The organism is Phreatobacter sp. (assembly GCF_052440005.1).
GTDB lineage: Bacteria > Pseudomonadota > Alphaproteobacteria > Rhizobiales > Phreatobacteraceae > Phreatobacter.
On record NZ_JBQVQL010000017.1, the window covers coordinates 1 to 16507 of the forward strand.

The following is a 16507-nucleotide window of genomic DNA, read 5'->3' on the forward strand; positions in this document are numbered from 1 at the left end:
GCGGCGGGGTCGGCACGTTGCCGGGCAGCATGGTGACGGCGGGCGGTGTGAGGCCCGGCTGGCGCGCCTGGGCAAGCGCCGCGGGATCGCGGGTGCCGGCCGGCGCGCCGCGCATGGTCAGGTCGAGCACATAGGTGCCCTCCTCCCGGAAGGCTCTCACGTCCGCCTGCGGCGACACCGCCATGCGGAAGACGAGCTCGTCGGTGCCGGTATCGGCCTCGATCTCGCCGACGAAAGGCGGCAGCGCGTCGCGCACGTGCCTGAGGTCCGAGGTGAAGGGCTTGGCGACGCGCAGCGTCAGCCGGTCACCGTTCCGGTCGATGGAGACGGCCGCCGGCTCGGGCAGGGAGAACACGAAGCGGGAGAAGGTCGGATGGTTGCCGACGCGCACCGTCACCGGCGGCATGGTGCGCGCCACGCGCTGGGATTCGGCGAGACGGGCGCGACGCTCGGCCTCGCGGGCCCGGCGTGTCAGCTCTTCCACCACGTCCACGGGGAGGCCCGGGGGCAGGCCCCGCCAGTTGTCCGGCATCATGTCGACGAAGAGCCGCTCGCCGGCCTCCATCGAGTTGACGGTGACGCGCTGGGCGAGCGCGAAGCGCAGCGACTTGCCGTCGGGGTCGCGGCGGACGGCGGTGACATAGTCGCGCAACAGGGTCGTCAGCTGGTTGACCTGCACGTCCACCGGCTGGGCGAAGGCGATGACGAGCACGCCGCCGGTGATCTTCACGTCGGCGGGGATCTGCTGGTCGAAATGGAAGACGAGGCGGGCGAAGCCGCCGGTGGTCGTTGCCGACAGCTCGGCCTTGCCGGCCGCGGCCCTCGCCTCACCGGCCGCGGGGGCGACGGCGGGCGCCTGCGCGACGGCGGGAGCCAGGGAGACGTGGCAAAGCAGGGCGGCTGCAAGGCCGGCCCGCGTCACACGCCATACGCACCACGCGTTCCCGTCCATGGGATCGCCACTCGCACCTTCCGCCGGCCCCGAGGGACCGGCTTGCGGCAGCTCCGTGCCACCGCTCGGACGGCATCATGGGCAATCGTGATTAACACGGCGTTTCGCCTCAGCGGCTCGGCCGGCCCTCGATCTTGGGCAGCGTATCGGGCGAGACGGCGCGCGGATCGGCGGCGGCCTGCTGGTTCGGGCGGCGGGCGAGTTCCGTCGTCAGGCGCTTGGCCTGCTCGGGCTGCATCTGGGCGATGACGTCGGCGAGCTTCGGCGGCCGCATGGCGCGCGCCACCTCGATCAGGACGCTCATGTCGAGACTGTCGAAGATGCGCGCCGCATCCTTCGGCCGCATGGATTCGTACATGCTGACGACGCCGCGGAAACGCGCCTGCTCGGCCTCGTCGCGACGCTGCTCCAGGCCGGAGATGCGCGTCTCGAGCTCGCGCAGCTCGTTGGCCCGCTGCTCCATGCGCCGCTCGGTGGCGCGCAGGAGGTTCTCCCGCATGTCGAGCTCGCGCTGGCGGGTGTCGAGCTCCTGGCGGCGCTCCTGCAGGCGCTCGAGGATCGCCCTCTCCGAGGCGGAGATGGCGGGTGCCTGCGGCTGGGTGGAGACCGGCGTCGGCTGCGGCGGGCGGGGGGCGGCAGCCGGCTGGGCCGGCGGCGCGGCGGCGGGGGTCGCACCCGTGATCAGGTTGGCGTCGCTGGGCGATTCGATGCCCGGGATGATGGTGTCCTGCGCCCGCACCTGGCGCGGTCCGGCGAGATCGCCGCTGAGCAGGCCTACCGCCTTCAGGAACAGGAGGCCGCCGGCCGCGAAGGTGACGATGGGAAGGAGGCGCAGGTCCCGCATCTGGCTCTCCCGTCAGGCCGCGCGCGTCTGCATGCGCGCCGCGAAGGCCTTGGCCGCCGCCAGCGTCGAGGCGGCGCTCGCATGCGAGGCCTCGCCGGGCTCGCGGACCATCACCGGCACGATGGGCTCGACGGCCGGGATCGGCGGGATGCGCGGCTTGCCGGCGTCCCGCGCGGCTTCCGTGATCCGGCTGATGCGCTCCACCACCGTCTCGCCCGCTTTCACCTCGCGCTCGATGTCGACGAGGAAGCGCTCGGCGGTGCGCAGGCGCTCCCCGAGGGTGCCGTCGCATTCGCGCACCGTCACCTTAAGGCCCTGGATGGCGCGCTCGGCGATCTCGGTGGCGGTGATGAGCTCGGCGATCGTCGCCTTCAGCGACTGCTCGTCCGAGCGCAGGCGCGTCAGGCGGCGGTTGAGCGTGATGCAGTAGCCGATGGTCGCCGCGAGAAGCCCGGCGACGAGGAGTTCGACCACCATGGACACAGTGAAGCTGGTCATCATTGCTCCTGTCCGCCTGACGAGATCTGCTCGAATTGCGTCATGCTCGTCCGCCCGCGCCTGAGCGGCTTCTGGATCCGGATGGCGACCTTGTCGCCCACCCGCCCCATCCGCCCCTCGGTGAGCGTTTCGTCTCCGCATCGCACCTTCACGAGCGCGTCCGGCTTCATGTCCAGCACCAGCGTGTCGCCGACCTTGAGGTTCATCAGCTTGCGCAGCGGGAACTTGTTCTCGTAGAGCACCGCCTCCACGTGGGTGCGGGCCTGGAAGATTTCGGTGGCGAGGTGCCCCTCCCAGACCGGATCGCGGCCGAGCTTCTCGCCGACGAAGGTCTGCATCAGGCGATCGCGGATCGGCTCCAGCGTCGCATAGGGCAGCAGCATCTCGATCGAGCCGCCGCGCTCTTCCATGTCGATGCGGAAGCGCACCAGGATGGCGGCGTTGTTGGGGCGCGAGATGGCGGCGAAGCGCGGGTTGGTCTCCAGCCGGTCGATCTTGAAGGTCACCGGCGAGATCGGACGGAAGGCGGCCTCGGCGTCGGCGAGGATCACCTCGATCATCCGCTTGACGAGGCCCATCTCGATGGTCGTGTAGGGCCGGCCCTCGACGCGGATGGCGGTGACGCCGCGGCGGCCGCCCAGCAGCACGTCGATGATCGAGTAGATGAGGCTCGAATCGACGGTGGCGATGCCGAAATTGTCCCATTCCTCCGCCTTGAAGATGGAGAGGATGGCCGGCAGCGGAATGGAGTTCAGGTAGTCGGCGAAACGGACGGCGTGGATGCGGTCGAGCGAGACCTCGACGTTGTCGGAGGTGAAGTTTCGCAGTGACGTCGTGAGCAGCCGCACCAGGCGGTCGAACACGATGTCGAGCATCGGCAGTCGCTCGTAGGCGACCATCGCCGAGTCGATGATGGCGCGGATGCCGCCGTTGTCGGAGAGCGCCAGATCCTCGATGGAGAAGCCGAGGAGGTTGTCGATCTCCTCCTGGTTGAGGATGCGCTCGGCGCCGCCCTTGGAGCCGGCACTGACATGCGCCATGCCGTCTTCGCCGACGGATTCCCATCCCTGCTCGGCATCCGACCCCGAGGAGCCCTGCTCCTCCAGCGCCATGCCCCATTCGGCGGCGAGGGCGTCCTGATCGATATCGCCAGCCATGTCAGACCGTCACTGCACGACGATTTCGCGGAACAGCACGGCATTGACCCGTGCCGGATGGACCGCGGTGTTCACGCGCCGGGTGAGTTCGTCGCGCAGCCGGAAGATGCCGGCCGAGCCCTCGATGTCCGAGGGGCGCATCTCGCGCAGGTAGAGCTGGAAGGCGTCGACCACGCGCGGCATGATCGGCTTGATCTGGTCGGCGACCTTGGAGTCGGTCACCTCCAGGGCGACCTTGACCCGCAGGTACTGCGGACGGTCCTGGCCGACCGACAGGTTGACCGTCATGTCCGGCAGGTCGACGAAGGCCGCGGGCTTTGCGGCCTCGACCGCCGGCGCGGCAGTCGTCTCCGGCTTCTTCTTCATGAAGAAGAACCAGCCGCCGCCACCCAGCGCGAGCACCGCGACGGCAGCGCCCGCCATCATGATCATCTTCTTCTTGCCGCCGCCGGCCTCGGGGGCAGCGCCCTCCTCGGCGTCATCGCCGTCGGCCTCAGGCTTTTTCGGTTTCTTCGCCATCACTTAGCGCCCCGGATTCTCTGAATGGGACATTGCCGCCCCAATGGTTAACGGGTCGTTTATTTTCGTTAAGCGCACGGCAAGATTTGCCGGGACGAAACCGCCGGGCTGACCTTTCGTGCCGCCCGCCTCGCTCCCTGCGATCATGGTTAACCAATTGATATTGCTTGCACAGGCCACTTGGCACGAAGGGTGCGAGGTGTTCTGCGGTCGCCCGGCCCGTTTGGGAGAACGAGCCTCAAGGCGACCGATGGGGAGCACCGCCTCGAAAGACCGTCTTGGGAGAGACGATCGGCGAGGCGGACACGAAGGGACTGGTCCGATGGAGAACATTGGTCTCGTCGGTCTCTCGCGGCAGGTCGCCCTGCAGCGCGAGCTCGATGTCATCGCCAACAATCTCGCCAACTTGAACACCACGGGGTTCAAGCAGGACGACGTTGTCTTCCAGGAATATCTGATGCCGGTCGCGCGGGACGATACGTTCCAGCGCGGCGCCGATCGTCGCATGTCCTTCGTCTGGGACCGGGCGACCACCACCAACCTGACCCAGGGCGGCATCACCCAGACCGGCAATTCGCTCGACGTCGCCATCAACGGCCGCGGTCTCTTCGTGGTCCAGACCCCCGAGGGCGAGCGCTACACCCGCAACGGCTCCTTCGAGCTCAACGCCCAGAACCAGCTCGTCAACAAGCAGGGCCACCTGGTCCTCGGCGAAGGCGGCCCCATCGCCTTCGAGGCCAACGACGTCGGGATCACGATCGGCCGCGACGGTTCGGTCGCCTCCTCCGGCGGCGCCCGTGGCCGCCTGCGGGTGGTGGACGGCAGCGCCCCGCGCGCCTTCGAAAAGGCCGGCGACAACCTCTTCCGCCTGCGTGACGGCACCCAGGCGGTGACCGTTCCCAACTCCGACATCCGCCAGGGCGCGCTGGAGAACTCCAACGTCACCCCCGTTCTCGCGCTGTCGCGCATGATCGAGGTGACGCGCTCCTACCAGTCCCTGGCCTCGAGCCTCGAGAAGCACGACCAGATGCGGCGGGACGCCATCCGTTCCCTCGGCAACCCGACGACCTGAGGAGGCTGAACCATGCGCGCGCTCCACACCGCCGCCAGCGGCATGAAGGCCCAGGAGCTCACCGTCGAGGTGATCTCCAACAACATCGCCAACATGCGCACCACCGGATTCAAGCGCCAGCGCGCCGAATTCCAGGACATGCTCTACGACCACCAGCGCCGGGCCGGCACGCAGAACTCGCAGCAGGGCAACCTGCTGCCGGTCGGCATCTCCATCGGCTCCGGCGTCAAGGCGGCCGGCACATCCCGCATCATGACCCAGGGCAACGTCCTCTCCACCGAGAAGGACTACGACGTCGCCATCCGCGGCGAGGGCTTCTTCCGCATCCAGCTGCCCGACGGCCGCACCGCCTACACCCGCGACGGCTCCTTCGAGCGCAACGCCGACGGCCAGCTCGTCACCGTCGACGGCTACCAGATCGAGCCGGGCATCACCGTGCCGAACAACGCCACCGCCGTGACCATCAGCTCGGCCGGCGTCGTCCAGGCGACGCTCCCCGGCCAGACTGCGGCCCAGACCATCGGCCAGATCCAGCTCTCCCGTTTCGTCAACAAGGCGGGCCTGGAATCGATGGGCGACAACCTGTTCCTCGAGACCGCCGCCTCGGGCCAGGCCATCACCACCACCCCCGGCAACGAGGGCATGGGCTCGCTGCTGCAGAAGAACCTCGAACAGTCGAACGTCACGGCGGTCTCGGAGATCTCCGACCTCATCGCCGCCCAGCGCGCCTACGAGATGAACGCGCGCATCATCTCGGCGGCGGACCAGATGCTGCAATCCACCTCGCAGTTGATGCGGTGAGGCTGATCATGTCCCGCGCCAGTCGCCTCCTCCTCGCCAGCCTCATCTGCGGCATCGCCCTGCCGGCGATGGCCGAACCGGCCCGTCCGGTCCTGCGCCTCGACGTCACCGTCGCCGGCGAGGTGGTGCGCCTCGGCGACCTCTTTGAGAATGCCGGCCGCCACGCCGACGTCGCCGTCTTCCGCTCTCCCGATCCCGGCCATACCGGTCAGGTCCCGGCCTGGCGGATCGTCGAGGCGGCGCGCCGCGCCGGCCTCGAGCCGGACTCGGCCGACCGCAACCGCGAGGTCACCGTCACCCGCGACGCCCGCATCGTGCCGCTCGCCGAGATGGAGGAGAAGATCGCCGCGAGCCTCGCCGGCACCCTCGGCCTCAGCGATTCCAGCCGCGTCCAGGTCGTCTTCGACCGCGGCACCCGGCCGATCACGGTGGAGCGCGAGGCCTCCGGCCAGATGGACATCCTGCGCATCGACCACGATCCCCGCAGCGGCCGCTTCGACGCCGTCCTCGGCATCCGCGGCTCCGGCAGGTCCGACCGCACCGGCGGCGCGCGCGTCGTCGGCACGGCGAACGAACTGGTCGAGTTCATCGTCCCCGCCCGCACCATCGGCCGCGGCGAGGTGGTGCGCGCCAGCGACCTCGTCGTCGACCGCAAGCCGCGCAACGCCCTGCCCGGCATGACGGCCGACACCGTCGTCAGCCTCGCGCAGGCGGTGGGACTGGCGGCCCGCCGTCCGCTCTCGCCCGAGCGCCCGTTCCGCACCGTCGACCTGATGAAGCCGGAGCTGGTGGAGCGCAACGCCAACGTCCTGATCGTTGTCGAGCTGCCCGGCCTGTCGCTGACCATGCGCGGCAAGGCGCTCGAGGCTGGCGCCGAGGGCGACGTCATCCAGGTCGAGAACATCCAGTCGCGCAAGAAGCTGCAGGCCGTGGTGACCGGCTTGAACCGCGTCTCGCTGGCGGCGCGGCCCGCCGCCCTCACCACCGCGGCGAGGGCCCCGTGATGGCCCGCCCGTCCTCTCCTCCCCCGTCCCGTTCCGTGTCAGGTCCCGCCATGCGAACCGCCCGTCCGCTCCTCGTCGTTCTCGCCGCCCTGACGACGGCCGCCTGCGGTGCACCGGATCGCCTGCGCAACGTCGGCCAGGCTCCCGCGCTCTCAGCAGTCGACAACCCGCAGACCCGCCCCGGCTACCGGCCCGTCTCCATGCCCATGCCCGAGCCGCAGCCGATCTCGCACAACCCCAACTCGCTCTGGCGCAACGGCTCGCGCGCCTTCTTCCGCGACCAGCGGGCCCAGCGCGTCGGCGACATCCTGACCGTCAAGGTCAAGTTCCAGGACCAGGCCAACATCCAGAACACCACCAACCAGTCGCGCACCGGCTCGCAGACCATGGGCACGCCGAGCCTCTTCGGCGCCGAGCGCCTCATTGCCCGCACCGGCGCGGATCCGTCGAGCCTCGTCTCCACCACCGGCACCAATTCCAACGAGGGCAAGGGCACCGTCACCCGCTCCGAAACCCTGACCACCAACGTCGCGGCCGTCGTCATGCAGGTCCTGCCCAACGGCAACCTGGTGCTCGAGGGCAAGCAGGAGATGCGCGTCAACTTCGAGGTGCGCGAACTCATCGTCGCCGGCGTCGTCCGCCCGGAGGACATCGAGAGCGACAACACCATCGATTCCAACAAGATCGCCCAGGCCCGCATCGGCTACGGCGGCCGCGGCCAGATCACCGACCAGCAGCAGCCGCGCTACGGCCAGCAGGTGCTCGACGTGCTCCTGCCCTTCTGACGATCCAGAGAGCTCCCAGCCGTCCCCGCTCCCCAGCGACCACGGCAAGTCCGGCGCCGTCCGCGTTCTCCCGACGCGGGCGGCGTCGGCGTTGGGGGAGGCCGAAGTGTCAAAGGCTGGCAGGAACGCCCCACCCGCACCCTCCCCGCGCTGCGCGCGGAGAGGGGACTTCGACCTCCCGCCCGATCATGACGCAGAATGCCGGGCACGACGCCGACAGATGGGCGGGCCAGATGCCCCGTCACCGGCGAAGGGCGACGCCGTCGTCCCCCTGCCCTCGCCCCGCGAGGGGAGGGTAAGGGCGGGGCCTTCCGTCTCTGTCGCACAGGGCCGGACGGGCCGCCCCAAAATGAAACGGCCGCCCCGAGGGGCGGCCGGATTGTCCCGACGCGGTGCGGCGGTCTACTCGTCGCGATAGACCCGCTCGCGGCGCTCGTGCCGCTCCTGGGCCTCCAGCGACAGCGTCGCGATGGGGCGTGCCTCGAGGCGCTTCAGCGAGATCGGATCGCCGGTCTCCTCGCAGAAGCCGTAGCTGCCGTCCTCGATCCGGGCGAGGGCCGCATCAATCTTGGCGATCAGCTTGCGCTGGCGGTCGCGCGCCCTGAGTTCGATCGCGCGGTCCGTCTCGGACGATGCGCGGTCGGCGATATCGGGATGGTTCTGGTTCTCGTCCTGCAGGTTCTGCAGGGTTTCCTTGGCCTCGCGGAGGATGTCGTCCTTCCAGGCGAGAAGTTTCTTGCGAAAATACTCTTTCTGCCGCTCGTTCATGAACGGCTCCGAGTCATTCGGGCGGTAGTCCGCTTCCAACTCCAACGTCATGCACCGAACCCCTCATGATTCACGGATGCAGGCCCCGTGTTTCGGCGCGCTCATAGCACTCGTCCCGGGGCCGTACAACCTGAAACCGGGTCATCCGGCCGTCATGGACGGGCAAGCGCACGACCCCGAAAGGCAGGAACCGTGCCAGAGGGGATGTTTTCCGGGAGTTTCAGGGGCTTGGCCAGAGGTGCCGGGGAGTTCACGCCTTGGCGGCGGCCTCGCGCTTGGCGAGTTCGACCTGGGCCCGGAGGTCGATTTCGGCGAGCACGCCGTCGAGGCCGGGATCGCCGGACTCCTCGAGGTTGCCGGCGGTCAGGCTGCGCAGCTTCAGGAGCACCGCCGGCAGCGGTTCGCCGGCGAGGAGGGACAGCTTCAGGTCGTCGAGGAGATCGAGCGATTGGCGCCCCCGCTGCATCGCGCGACGGCGCTTCTCGCGACGGTCCTCCGGCTGCATGCCCTGCACGGCCAGAAGCGTCTCGAGGCCGGCCGCAGCCATGGCGGGACGGGCCGAGGTGCCGGCAGGCGTCTCGGTCCGCGCACCGGGCAACTCGAACGCGGCGCGCGGCCGGTCGGCCTTCTGGGCCGGCTGGCCGGTGGTGACGGCTCCGATGGCAGGCGGCGTGATGATCCGCATGGGTCCCTCTCCGGAACGGCCGCTTCAGCAAGGCGCAACAGGTCTTTCGATGGCGTTAAGAAAGCCACGCCATGGTTAAGGGGCGGTTAATGCCCGGCAAGACTTGCCGGGCGGCAGCCGCGACGCCCCCCGCGGCTCGCCTTTCCCGAGAAAACTTCTTTTACGGATCAATGACTTGATACCGGCGCAGAGCTTGGCACGGCGCGTGCTGGTCTCATGCCTCATCAGGGGTATTCCATGATCCGCCGCCTCGTCCTACTTCTGAGCCTCCTCGCCCTGGCCGCACCGGCCGCGGCGACGACGTCGCGCATCAAGGATCTGGTCGATGTCGAGGGCATCCGCGAGAACCAGCTGATCGGCTACGGCCTGGTCGTCGGCCTCAACGGCACCGGCGACACGCTGAACAACTCGCCCTTCACCCGCCAGTCCATCCAGTCGATGATGGAGCGCCTCGGCGTCAACACGCGCGGCATGAACCTGCGCACCGCCAACGTCGCGGCGGTCATGGTCACCGCCAACCTGCCGCCCTTCTCCACCCAGGGCACGCGCATCGACATCAAGGTCTCGGCCATGGGCGATGCCCGCTCCCTGCAGGGCGGCGAGCTCCTGGTGACGCCGCTGGTCGGAGCCGACGGCGAGGTCTACGCGGTCGGACAGGGCGCCGTCGCCATCGCCGGCTTCCAGGCCCAGGGCGCCGCCGCCTCCATCACCCGCGGCGTACCGACCGTCGGCCGCGTCTCCAACGGCGGCATCGTCGAGCGCGAGGTGGCCTTCTCCATCAACCGCATGGCGTCCCTGAAGCTCGCCCTGCGCAATCCGGACCTCACCACCGCCCGCCGCATCGCCGCCGCCATCAACGACTTCATCGGCGCACCGACGGCCGAGCCGACCGATCCCGCCACCATCCACCTCAAGGTGCCGGCCCGCTTCGAGGGCAACATCGTCGCCCTCCTCACCGAGATCGAGCAGCTCCGGGTGCAGCCCGACCAGGTCGCCAAGGTCGTCATCGACGAGGCCTCCGGCATCATCGTCATGGGCAAGGACGTGCGGGTCTCCACCGTCGCCATCGCCCAGGGCAACCTCACCGTCACCATTTCCGAGCGGCCCCAGGTCAGCCAGCCGAACCCGCTCGCCCAGGGCCAGACGGTGGTTACTCCCCGCACGCAGATCCAGGCGACCGAGGAGGGCAAGCGCCTCGCCCTGGTCCGCGAGGGCGTCTCGCTCCAGGAGCTCGTCGACGGGCTGAACGCACTGGGCATCGGCCCACGCGACATGATCGCCATCCTGCAGGCCATCAAGGCGGCCGGCGCCCTCCAGGCCGAGATCGAGGTCCTCTGATGCGCAGCCAGACCCCCGAACGTCCGGCGATTAACGCCACCACGCCCGCCGCCGCCCGCGTCGCCGGCTCGCGCGAGCAGCGCGCCTGGTCGCAGGCGCAGAACTTCGAACAGGTGTTCCTCAACACCATGTTCTCGCAGATGTTCACCGGCATCGGCACGGAATCGCCCCTCGGCGGCAAGCAGAGCGAGGCCTGGCGCGGCATGCTCGTCGACGAATACGCCAAGTCCGTCACCGGTCAGGGCGGGGTCGGCCTCGCCAGCCACGTCTATCGCGAACTGATCGGCGCGCAGGAAGCCGCGCCGCGCCGCCTGCCGGCAAGGAACTGAGCCATGCAGCAGCCCGCCACCCGCCCCTCCCCGCCGCCCTTCGCCAGCCCGGCCGAGGCCCTCGCCTTCGTCGACGGGCTCCGCCAGACCATGGCCGAACTGCGCTCCGTCCTGATCGAGGAGACGGCGCTGGTCCGCGCCGCCAGGATCAAGGCCGCCCGCCCCTTCGAGCTGCGCAAGACCGAGCTGTCGCACCGCTATCTCGCCGACCTCACCCGCCTGAAGCTCCATGGCGCCGCCCTGCGCGCCCATGCCGGCTCCGCGCTCGCGGGCATCGAGGTCGAGCACGAGGCGCTGCAGGAGGCGCTGCAGGTCAACCTCGCGGTGCTCGCCACCGCCCACGCCGTCGCCGAGGGCATCATCCGCCACGTCTCGCAAACGGTGCAGGCGCGCCGCGCGCCCGCCGGCTACGGCGCCAATGGCCGCGCCCATGCCCCAGCCCCGCACGCCGCCGCCCCGGTTGCCGTGGTGCGCAGCCTCTGACGAGGCGTGGAGAGTCTTCGGCATTTTTTACAAGATGTCGCGCTGCAACATTTACCATATGTCCTAACGTGAGTTTAGGACTTCATCGTCATGCTCCGGCACTTGGGAGAAGAGGGATCATGAGGTTCCTCCCCCACAGGGAGTACCGGTCATGGACATTCCGTCCTCACGACCGGCCGTCGGAACGATTTCTACCGGGCGGCCGGATACCGTCCAGTACCGCGAGGCGGTACGGACGGAACTTCCCCGCGCCCAGCGGGTGACACAGCCTCCATCCAACGCCGCCGGCACCGCCGTCGACGACCGGCGGACCGGCGACATGGCGTCGCGTGACGATCGCATCCTCGCCGACCGTCGCGCGCGGATGGAGCGGATCGCCGACACGATCCGGGAATCCCTTCAGCGACGGATCGAGAAGGACGAGGCCGCCGGCCTCCTCGTCTACCGCACGGTGGACAAGGAGACGGGCGAGGTCATTCGTCAGTTTCCCGACGAGATGGTGCTGAAGCTCAAGGCCTATGCGCGCGAGATGGCGCGCAAGGAGGAGAGCGAGGCCGCCGACACGCCGCGGGTCGAACGGGTCGCCTGATCCATCGCCGCCCGACCAATGCCCGCAACCGCCCCCGAGGGCGGCTTTTGCCGTTGGCGCTCCGTCATGCCCGGACGCGCTTCGGCGCCAGAAGGATCAGCGCGACGCCGGCAAGCACAACCGCTGTTCCCGCGATCATCCGCATGTCGAAACTGTCGCCGGTGATGAGCACGCCGAGCCCGATGGCCATGAGCGGGCACATCAGCGTCAGGGTGGAGATGAGGTTCGCCTCGTATTTCATGATCAGCCTGAAGAACAGGCTGTGTCCCAGCAGCGAGACGAACATCGCCGTGTAGATCAGCGCGCCGAGGAAGGGCCAGCCGGCATGGGCCGCCCGCTCGAGCTGGTTCGTCTCCAGCGCCAGTGACCCGAAAGCCAGCGGAATGGCCGAGGCAAACCCCACCCAGGCCTGGAACTGCAGCGGCTGCACGTTGTGCATCTTCTTCATCAGGACGACGCCGAAGGCCGAGGCGAAGGCGCTGGCGAGCACGAAGACGAGACCGACCGACAGCACGAAGCCCTTCGGGTCGTACATGACCACGACCGCGCCGGCGAAGGCGAGCGCGATGCCGAGGCCGCGCCGCCAGTCGATCCGCTCGCCCAGCATCAAGACGGACAGCAGCGCCGTGATCGGCACGCCGAGCTGGGTGACGACCGCAGCGCTCGACGGGGTCGCCGTCATCAGGCCGATCGAGACGAGGCCGAAGCCCCCCGCCCCCATCATCAGCCCGACCACTGCGATCCGCCAGCGCGGCCGCGGCCAGGGCAAGAGCCAGGGCAGCGCCACCAGCAGAACCAGCACGAAGCGCAGCGAGGAGAACAGCAGAGGCGGAATGTCGAGATGGACGAGCGACAGCTTCGTCACGACGAAGTTGGTCGCCCAGATCAGGCAGACCAGCATCAGGAGGGCGAAGTCGCGAGCGAGCATGTCTCCGCTTGCGACAGCCCGGCGTGCGGCGCAACAGGCGCAGCCGCGCGGCAGTCATGCCGCGCCGGCCACGGATGGTAACGGGATCAGCCCGGCGCGATCATCTTGCGCGGATCCACGAGCAGATCGTAGTCCTCGGCGCTGACGAGGCCGGTCTTCAGCGCCTCTTCCTTCAGGGTCGTGCCGTTCTTGTGCGCGGTCTTCGCGATCTTCGCCGCATTGTCGTAGCCGATCTTCGGCGCCAGCGCCGTGACCAGCATGAGCGAGCGCTCGACGCCGGCGCGGATATTGTCCTCGCGCGGTGCGATGCCGACGACGCAGTTGTCGGTGAAGGACACCGCCGCATCCGCCATCAGCCGCACCGACTGGAGGAAGTTGTAGGCCATGACGGGATTGAACACGTTCAGCTCGAAATGACCCTGGCTTCCGGCGAAGGTCAGCGCCGCGTTGTTGCCGAAGATCTGCACGCAGACCTGCGTCAGGGCTTCGCACTGGGTCGGGTTGACCTTGCCGGGCATGATCGAGGAGCCCGGCTCGTTCTCCGGCAGGGCGAGCTCGCCGAGGCCAGCGCGCGGGCCGGAGCCGAGAAAGCGGATGTCGTTGGCGATCTTGAACAGCGAGGCCGCCACCGTGTTGATCGCCCCGTGCGAGAAGACCATGGCGTCGTGGGCGGCCAGCGCCTCGAACTTGTTGGGCGCCGAGGTGAAGGCGAGACCGGTGATGGCGGCGATGCGCGCGGCGACCTCCTCGGCGAAGCCGACCGGGGCGTTGAGGCCGGTGCCGACCGCGGTGCCGCCCTGCGCCAGTTCCATCAGCGCCGGCAACGTCTGCTCGATGCGGGCGATGCCGTTGGCGACCTGCTGCGCATAGCCGGAGAACTCCTGCCCGAGGGTCAGCGGCGTCGCGTCCTGGGTATGGGTGCGGCCGATCTTGACGATGTCGGCCCAGGCCTTCGCCTTCGCGTCGAGGGCGCCGTGCAGGTGTTTCAGGGCGGGGATGAGCCGGTGGACGATCTCCTCGGCGCAGGCGACGTGCATGGCCGTCGGATAGGTGTCGTTGGACGACTGGCTCATGTTGACGTGGTCGTTGGGATGGACCGGCTTCTTCGAGCCCATCTCGCCGCCCGCCATCTCGATGGCGCGGTTCGAGATCACCTCGTTGGCGTTCATGTTGGACTGGGTGCCCGACCCCGTCTGCCAGACGACGAGGGGGAAATGGTCGTCGAGCTTGCCGTCGATGACCTCCTGCGCCGCGGCGACGATGCCCTGCCCGATGACGGGGTCGAGGCGGCCGAGCGACATGTTGGTCTCGGCCGCGGCGCGCTTGACGATGCCGAGGGCGCGCACGATGGGCGCCGGCTGCTTCTCCCAGCCAATCTTGAAATTGCCGAGGGAGCGCTGGGCCTGCGCGCCCCAATAGCGGTCGGATGCGACCTCGATCGGGCCGAACGTGTCGGTTTCGGTGCGGGTTTTCGCCATGGGTCATTCCCTCCGGAGGCGTCCGGGCGTCGGACGGGCCATCGACGTCGCGGAGGCCCCGCGCGGTCTCGATCTGCCGGCCGGGATAGACCCGAAGCGCCCGCCGCGCAATCGACCGGGCGGTCGCAGACGCCCTCCCTCGACCACCCGGCAAATCCTGCCGGTTAACTCTTGCCGTGTCGGGGAGGACACACCCTCCCCGCCCAACCCTTTCAGAACACGCGAGATTTTGCCCGAGAGACGGAAATTAACCTTTGATTAGGGTTAACGGGGCAGGGTGCGTCAAAGGCCCGTGAGAATCGTCGGGCCCGGCCGAGGACCACCCATGAGCGACATCGTCCTTTCAAAAGGCATTCGCGGCAATCTTCTCTCGCTGATGAGCACCGCCGACCTGCGCGACCGGACGCAGTACCGTCTGTCGACGGGCAAGAAGGTCAACACCGCGCTCGACAATCCCGGCAACTTCTTCTCCGCCGCGATGCTGAATTCGCGCGCGACCGACATCACCAACCTGCTCGACGGCATCGGCACCGCCATCAAGACGCTGGAAGCGGCGGACAACGGCATCCGCTCCATCGTCCGCGTGGTCGAGAACGCCCAGGCCCTGGCCCGCCAGGCCCAGGGCTCGGCGGCCACCACCGCCCGCCTCGGCGGCGTCCTGCCCATCGTCGGCGGCGCCCAGGGCGCCATGACCATGCAGACGCCGCTGACCGACCTCGGCTTCGCCAATACCGAGACGATCACCATCAACACCGGCACCAACCGCTCGACGACGCTGACGATCGGCGCGGGCATGACGGTCGGCGACCTCGTCAACGCCATCAACGACAACACCTCGCTGACCCCCGCGAGCGGCGCCGGCGTCACGGTCGGCACCACCTCGGGCGCCGATGCCCGCGCCCTGCTCTCCCCCGACGGGCGCCTCGTCATCGAGGCCATCGGCACCCAGCCGATCACCCTGTCCTCGTCCAACGCCGGCGCGGCCCTGGACAACATGGGCTTCCGCCTCTCCGACCGGTCGAAGCTCGCCGGCGAGCTGAACGTCACCCGCTCCAACATCGCCGCCCAGTTCTCCGAGCTGCGCCGCCAGATCGACCAGCTCGCCAAGGACGCGGGCTTCAACGGCGTGAACCTTCTGAACGCCGACACGCTGCAGGCCATGTTCAACGAGCGGCAGACCTCCTCGCTGACCATCACCGGCGTGCGCTTCTCGGTGGAAGAGGATCTGGCCATCCGCGACCAGATGAACAACTTCCAGACCGACCGCGACATCAACGTCGCCATGCAGGACCTGTCGCAGGCCATGGCGAAGCTGCGCTCGCAGTCGAGCGCCTTCGGTTCGAACCTGGCCCTGGTGCAGATCCGCCAGAAGTTCACCCAGGAAATGGCGAACACGCTGAAGACCGGCGCCGACAACCTCGTCCTCGCCGACATGAACGAGGAAGGCGCCAACATGCTGGCCCTCCAGACCCGCCAGCAGCTCTCCACCCAGGCCCTCTCGCTCGCCAACCAGGCCGACCAGAGCGTCCTCAGCCTGTTCGGCTGAGGCGTCAGGCGGGCAATTGCATGCCGTGACCATCGGGCGTGGTATCGGCGACGGTACCGACGGTCGAGGCCGGCCAGTGGGTCTGGATGATCTGCATCATCCCCCGACCGTGCGGACCGGCGAAATCCGTGCCCAGCTCGGTCAGCGCGTTCAGCCAGCTCACTGGAACCGCTCCGGCCTGGATCAGGCGCATGATCGCCGCATCTTCCGCCAGCTTGCTGTTGGTGCTGGAAACATCGACGACGACGAAGACGCCGTAACCGTTGCGCAGCAGGTCCAGCGAGGTGTGCAGCGTGCAGTTGTCGATGGAAATCCCGCCGATCAGCACGTTCGTGCGCCCGGTCTGGCGCAGCCATTCCGCCAGTTCGGCCGTGTAGCCGGTCGGCGTCGACCGCGACTGGAACGTGCGCGCACCGGCGTCGATGAGCGCTTTGATCTCGGGCAGGAACGTCCCGTAATAATCGTTCTCCTCGCCCAGCACCCCCGTCGGCAGCCCGAACAGGCCGCTGAACTTCGCGAAGGCCGCGATGTTGTTGCGGTATTGTTTGCCGGGGATCGTCGTCATCAGGTTGTCGAGCCCGGTGACGTAGTCGACGTAGATGAGCGCGGTGTCCGCTGGGGTGAACCCGGCGAGGGCGGCGTTCTTCGGGGGCGTGGTCATGGCGGGGGGCCTTCTGTCCTGAGACGACGATGCTGCAGGAGATAGCTGGACCGTCCGTCCCGGAAAGTGC

Annotated in this window: 18 protein-coding genes and 1 pseudogene; 9 read left to right on the plus strand and 10 right to left on the minus strand. The window is 68.7% G+C overall.

Features of this window, described 5'->3' with window-relative positions; all coding sequences use genetic code 11:
• The 5 genes and pseudogenes from ACT6XY_RS06445 to fliL all read right to left on the minus strand — a co-directional run.
• Positions 1-952, minus strand: a pseudogene (locus ACT6XY_RS06445) (tetratricopeptide repeat protein); the annotation flags it as partial.
• Positions 953-1061: 109 nt separating this feature from the next.
• Positions 1062-1796, minus strand: a complete 735-nt coding sequence (locus ACT6XY_RS06450) for a MotE family protein (protein WP_444747511.1) — start codon at positions 1794-1796, stop codon at positions 1062-1064.
• A 12-nt stretch (positions 1797-1808) separates the two neighbouring features.
• A complete protein-coding gene (locus ACT6XY_RS06455) occupies positions 1809-2294 on the minus strand; it encodes a DUF6468 domain-containing protein (RefSeq protein ID WP_444747512.1) in 486 nt (161 codons plus the stop codon).
• Positions 2294-3451 (minus strand): flagellar motor switch protein FliM, encoded by a 1158-nt coding sequence (fliM, locus tag ACT6XY_RS06460; RefSeq protein WP_444747513.1) that lies wholly within the window; start codon positions 3449-3451, stop codon positions 2294-2296. Before fliM ends, ACT6XY_RS06455 begins: the two co-directional genes overlap by 1 nt.
• A 9-nt stretch (positions 3452-3460) precedes the next feature.
• On the minus strand, positions 3461-3970 hold the full coding sequence (gene fliL / locus ACT6XY_RS06465; protein ID WP_444747514.1) for a flagellar basal body-associated protein FliL: 510 nt from the start codon (positions 3968-3970) through the stop codon (positions 3461-3463).
• A 322-nt stretch (positions 3971-4292) separates the two neighbouring features.
• Here fliL and flgF point away from each other — a divergent pair, with 322 nt between their 5' ends.
• Genes flgF through flgH form a run of 4 tightly spaced genes read left to right on the plus strand, consistent with a single transcriptional unit; the run spans position 4293 to position 7632 of the window.
• The gene (gene flgF, locus ACT6XY_RS06470; protein WP_444747515.1) at positions 4293-5042 is read left to right on the plus strand and encodes a flagellar basal-body rod protein FlgF; all 750 of its coding nucleotides are present in this window, start codon (positions 4293-4295) and stop codon (positions 5040-5042) included.
• Between the two features lie 12 nt (positions 5043-5054).
• Positions 5055-5843, plus strand: coding sequence for a flagellar basal-body rod protein FlgG (gene flgG / locus ACT6XY_RS06475; protein ID WP_444747516.1), 789 nt, complete (start codon positions 5055-5057; stop codon positions 5841-5843).
• Positions 5844-5851: 8 nt separating this feature from the next.
• Positions 5852-6847 carry a flagellar basal body P-ring formation chaperone FlgA gene (gene flgA / locus ACT6XY_RS06480; RefSeq protein ID WP_444747517.1) on the plus strand — a complete coding sequence of 332 codons (996 nt, stop codon included), beginning with the start codon at positions 5852-5854 and terminating at the stop codon, positions 6845-6847.
• A 50-nt stretch (positions 6848-6897) separates the two neighbouring features.
• Positions 6898-7632, plus strand: a complete 735-nt coding sequence (flgH, locus tag ACT6XY_RS06485; RefSeq protein ID WP_444747518.1) for a flagellar basal body L-ring protein FlgH — start codon at positions 6898-6900, stop codon at positions 7630-7632.
• A 402-nt stretch (positions 7633-8034) separates the two neighbouring features.
• Here the strand turns inward: flgH and dksA are convergent, their stop codons facing one another.
• A complete protein-coding gene (gene dksA, locus ACT6XY_RS06490) occupies positions 8035-8451 on the minus strand; it encodes an RNA polymerase-binding protein DksA (protein WP_106748810.1) in 417 nt (138 codons plus the stop codon).
• Positions 8452-8650: 199 nt separating this feature from the next.
• The gene (locus tag ACT6XY_RS06495) at positions 8651-9085 is read right to left on the minus strand and encodes a flagellar assembly protein FliX (RefSeq protein WP_444747519.1); all 435 of its coding nucleotides are present in this window, start codon (positions 9083-9085) and stop codon (positions 8651-8653) included.
• A gap of 216 nt (positions 9086-9301) precedes the next feature.
• Between ACT6XY_RS06495 and ACT6XY_RS06500 the strand changes: the two genes are divergently transcribed.
• The 4 genes from ACT6XY_RS06500 to ACT6XY_RS06515 all read left to right on the plus strand — a co-directional run bounded on the left by ACT6XY_RS06500 (position 9302) and on the right by ACT6XY_RS06515 (position 11824).
• Positions 9302-10423: a flagellar basal body P-ring protein FlgI gene (locus tag ACT6XY_RS06500; RefSeq protein ID WP_444747520.1), complete on the plus strand. Its 1122-nt coding sequence runs from the start codon at positions 9302-9304 to the stop codon at positions 10421-10423.
• Positions 10423-10752 carry a rod-binding protein gene (locus tag ACT6XY_RS06505; protein WP_444747521.1) on the plus strand — a complete coding sequence of 110 codons (330 nt, stop codon included), beginning with the start codon at positions 10423-10425 and terminating at the stop codon, positions 10750-10752. Before ACT6XY_RS06500 ends, ACT6XY_RS06505 begins: the two co-directional genes overlap by 1 nt.
• Before the next feature lie 3 nt (positions 10753-10755).
• Complete coding sequence (locus ACT6XY_RS06510) at positions 10756-11235, plus strand: hypothetical protein (protein ID WP_444747522.1); 480 nt, start codon at positions 10756-10758, stop codon at positions 11233-11235.
• Positions 11236-11386: 151 nt separating this feature from the next.
• On the plus strand, positions 11387-11824 hold the full coding sequence (locus ACT6XY_RS06515) for a flagellar protein FlaG (protein ID WP_444747523.1): 438 nt from the start codon (positions 11387-11389) through the stop codon (positions 11822-11824).
• Positions 11825-11888: 64 nt separating this feature from the next.
• Here ACT6XY_RS06515 and ACT6XY_RS06520 read toward each other — a convergent pair whose 3' ends face one another.
• Together ACT6XY_RS06520 and fumC are read right to left on the minus strand one after the other, a co-directional pair.
• Complete coding sequence (locus ACT6XY_RS06520; protein ID WP_444747524.1) at positions 11889-12752, minus strand: DMT family transporter; 864 nt, start codon at positions 12750-12752, stop codon at positions 11889-11891.
• Positions 12753-12838: 86 nt separating this feature from the next.
• Positions 12839-14230, minus strand: coding sequence for a class II fumarate hydratase (fumC, locus tag ACT6XY_RS06525; RefSeq protein WP_444747525.1), 1392 nt, complete (start codon positions 14228-14230; stop codon positions 12839-12841).
• A 325-nt stretch (positions 14231-14555) separates the two neighbouring features.
• On the opposite strand from fumC, the gene ACT6XY_RS06530 reads away from it, so the two are divergent.
• Positions 14556-15776 (plus strand): flagellin N-terminal helical domain-containing protein, encoded by a 1221-nt coding sequence (locus ACT6XY_RS06530; protein ID WP_444747526.1) that lies wholly within the window; start codon positions 14556-14558, stop codon positions 15774-15776.
• 4 nt (positions 15777-15780) lie between these two features.
• Here the strand turns inward: ACT6XY_RS06530 and ACT6XY_RS06535 are convergent, their stop codons facing one another.
• On the minus strand, positions 15781-16437 hold the full coding sequence (locus tag ACT6XY_RS06535) for an isochorismatase family protein (RefSeq protein ID WP_444747527.1): 657 nt from the start codon (positions 16435-16437) through the stop codon (positions 15781-15783).
• Positions 16438-16507: the final 70 nt, after the last annotated feature.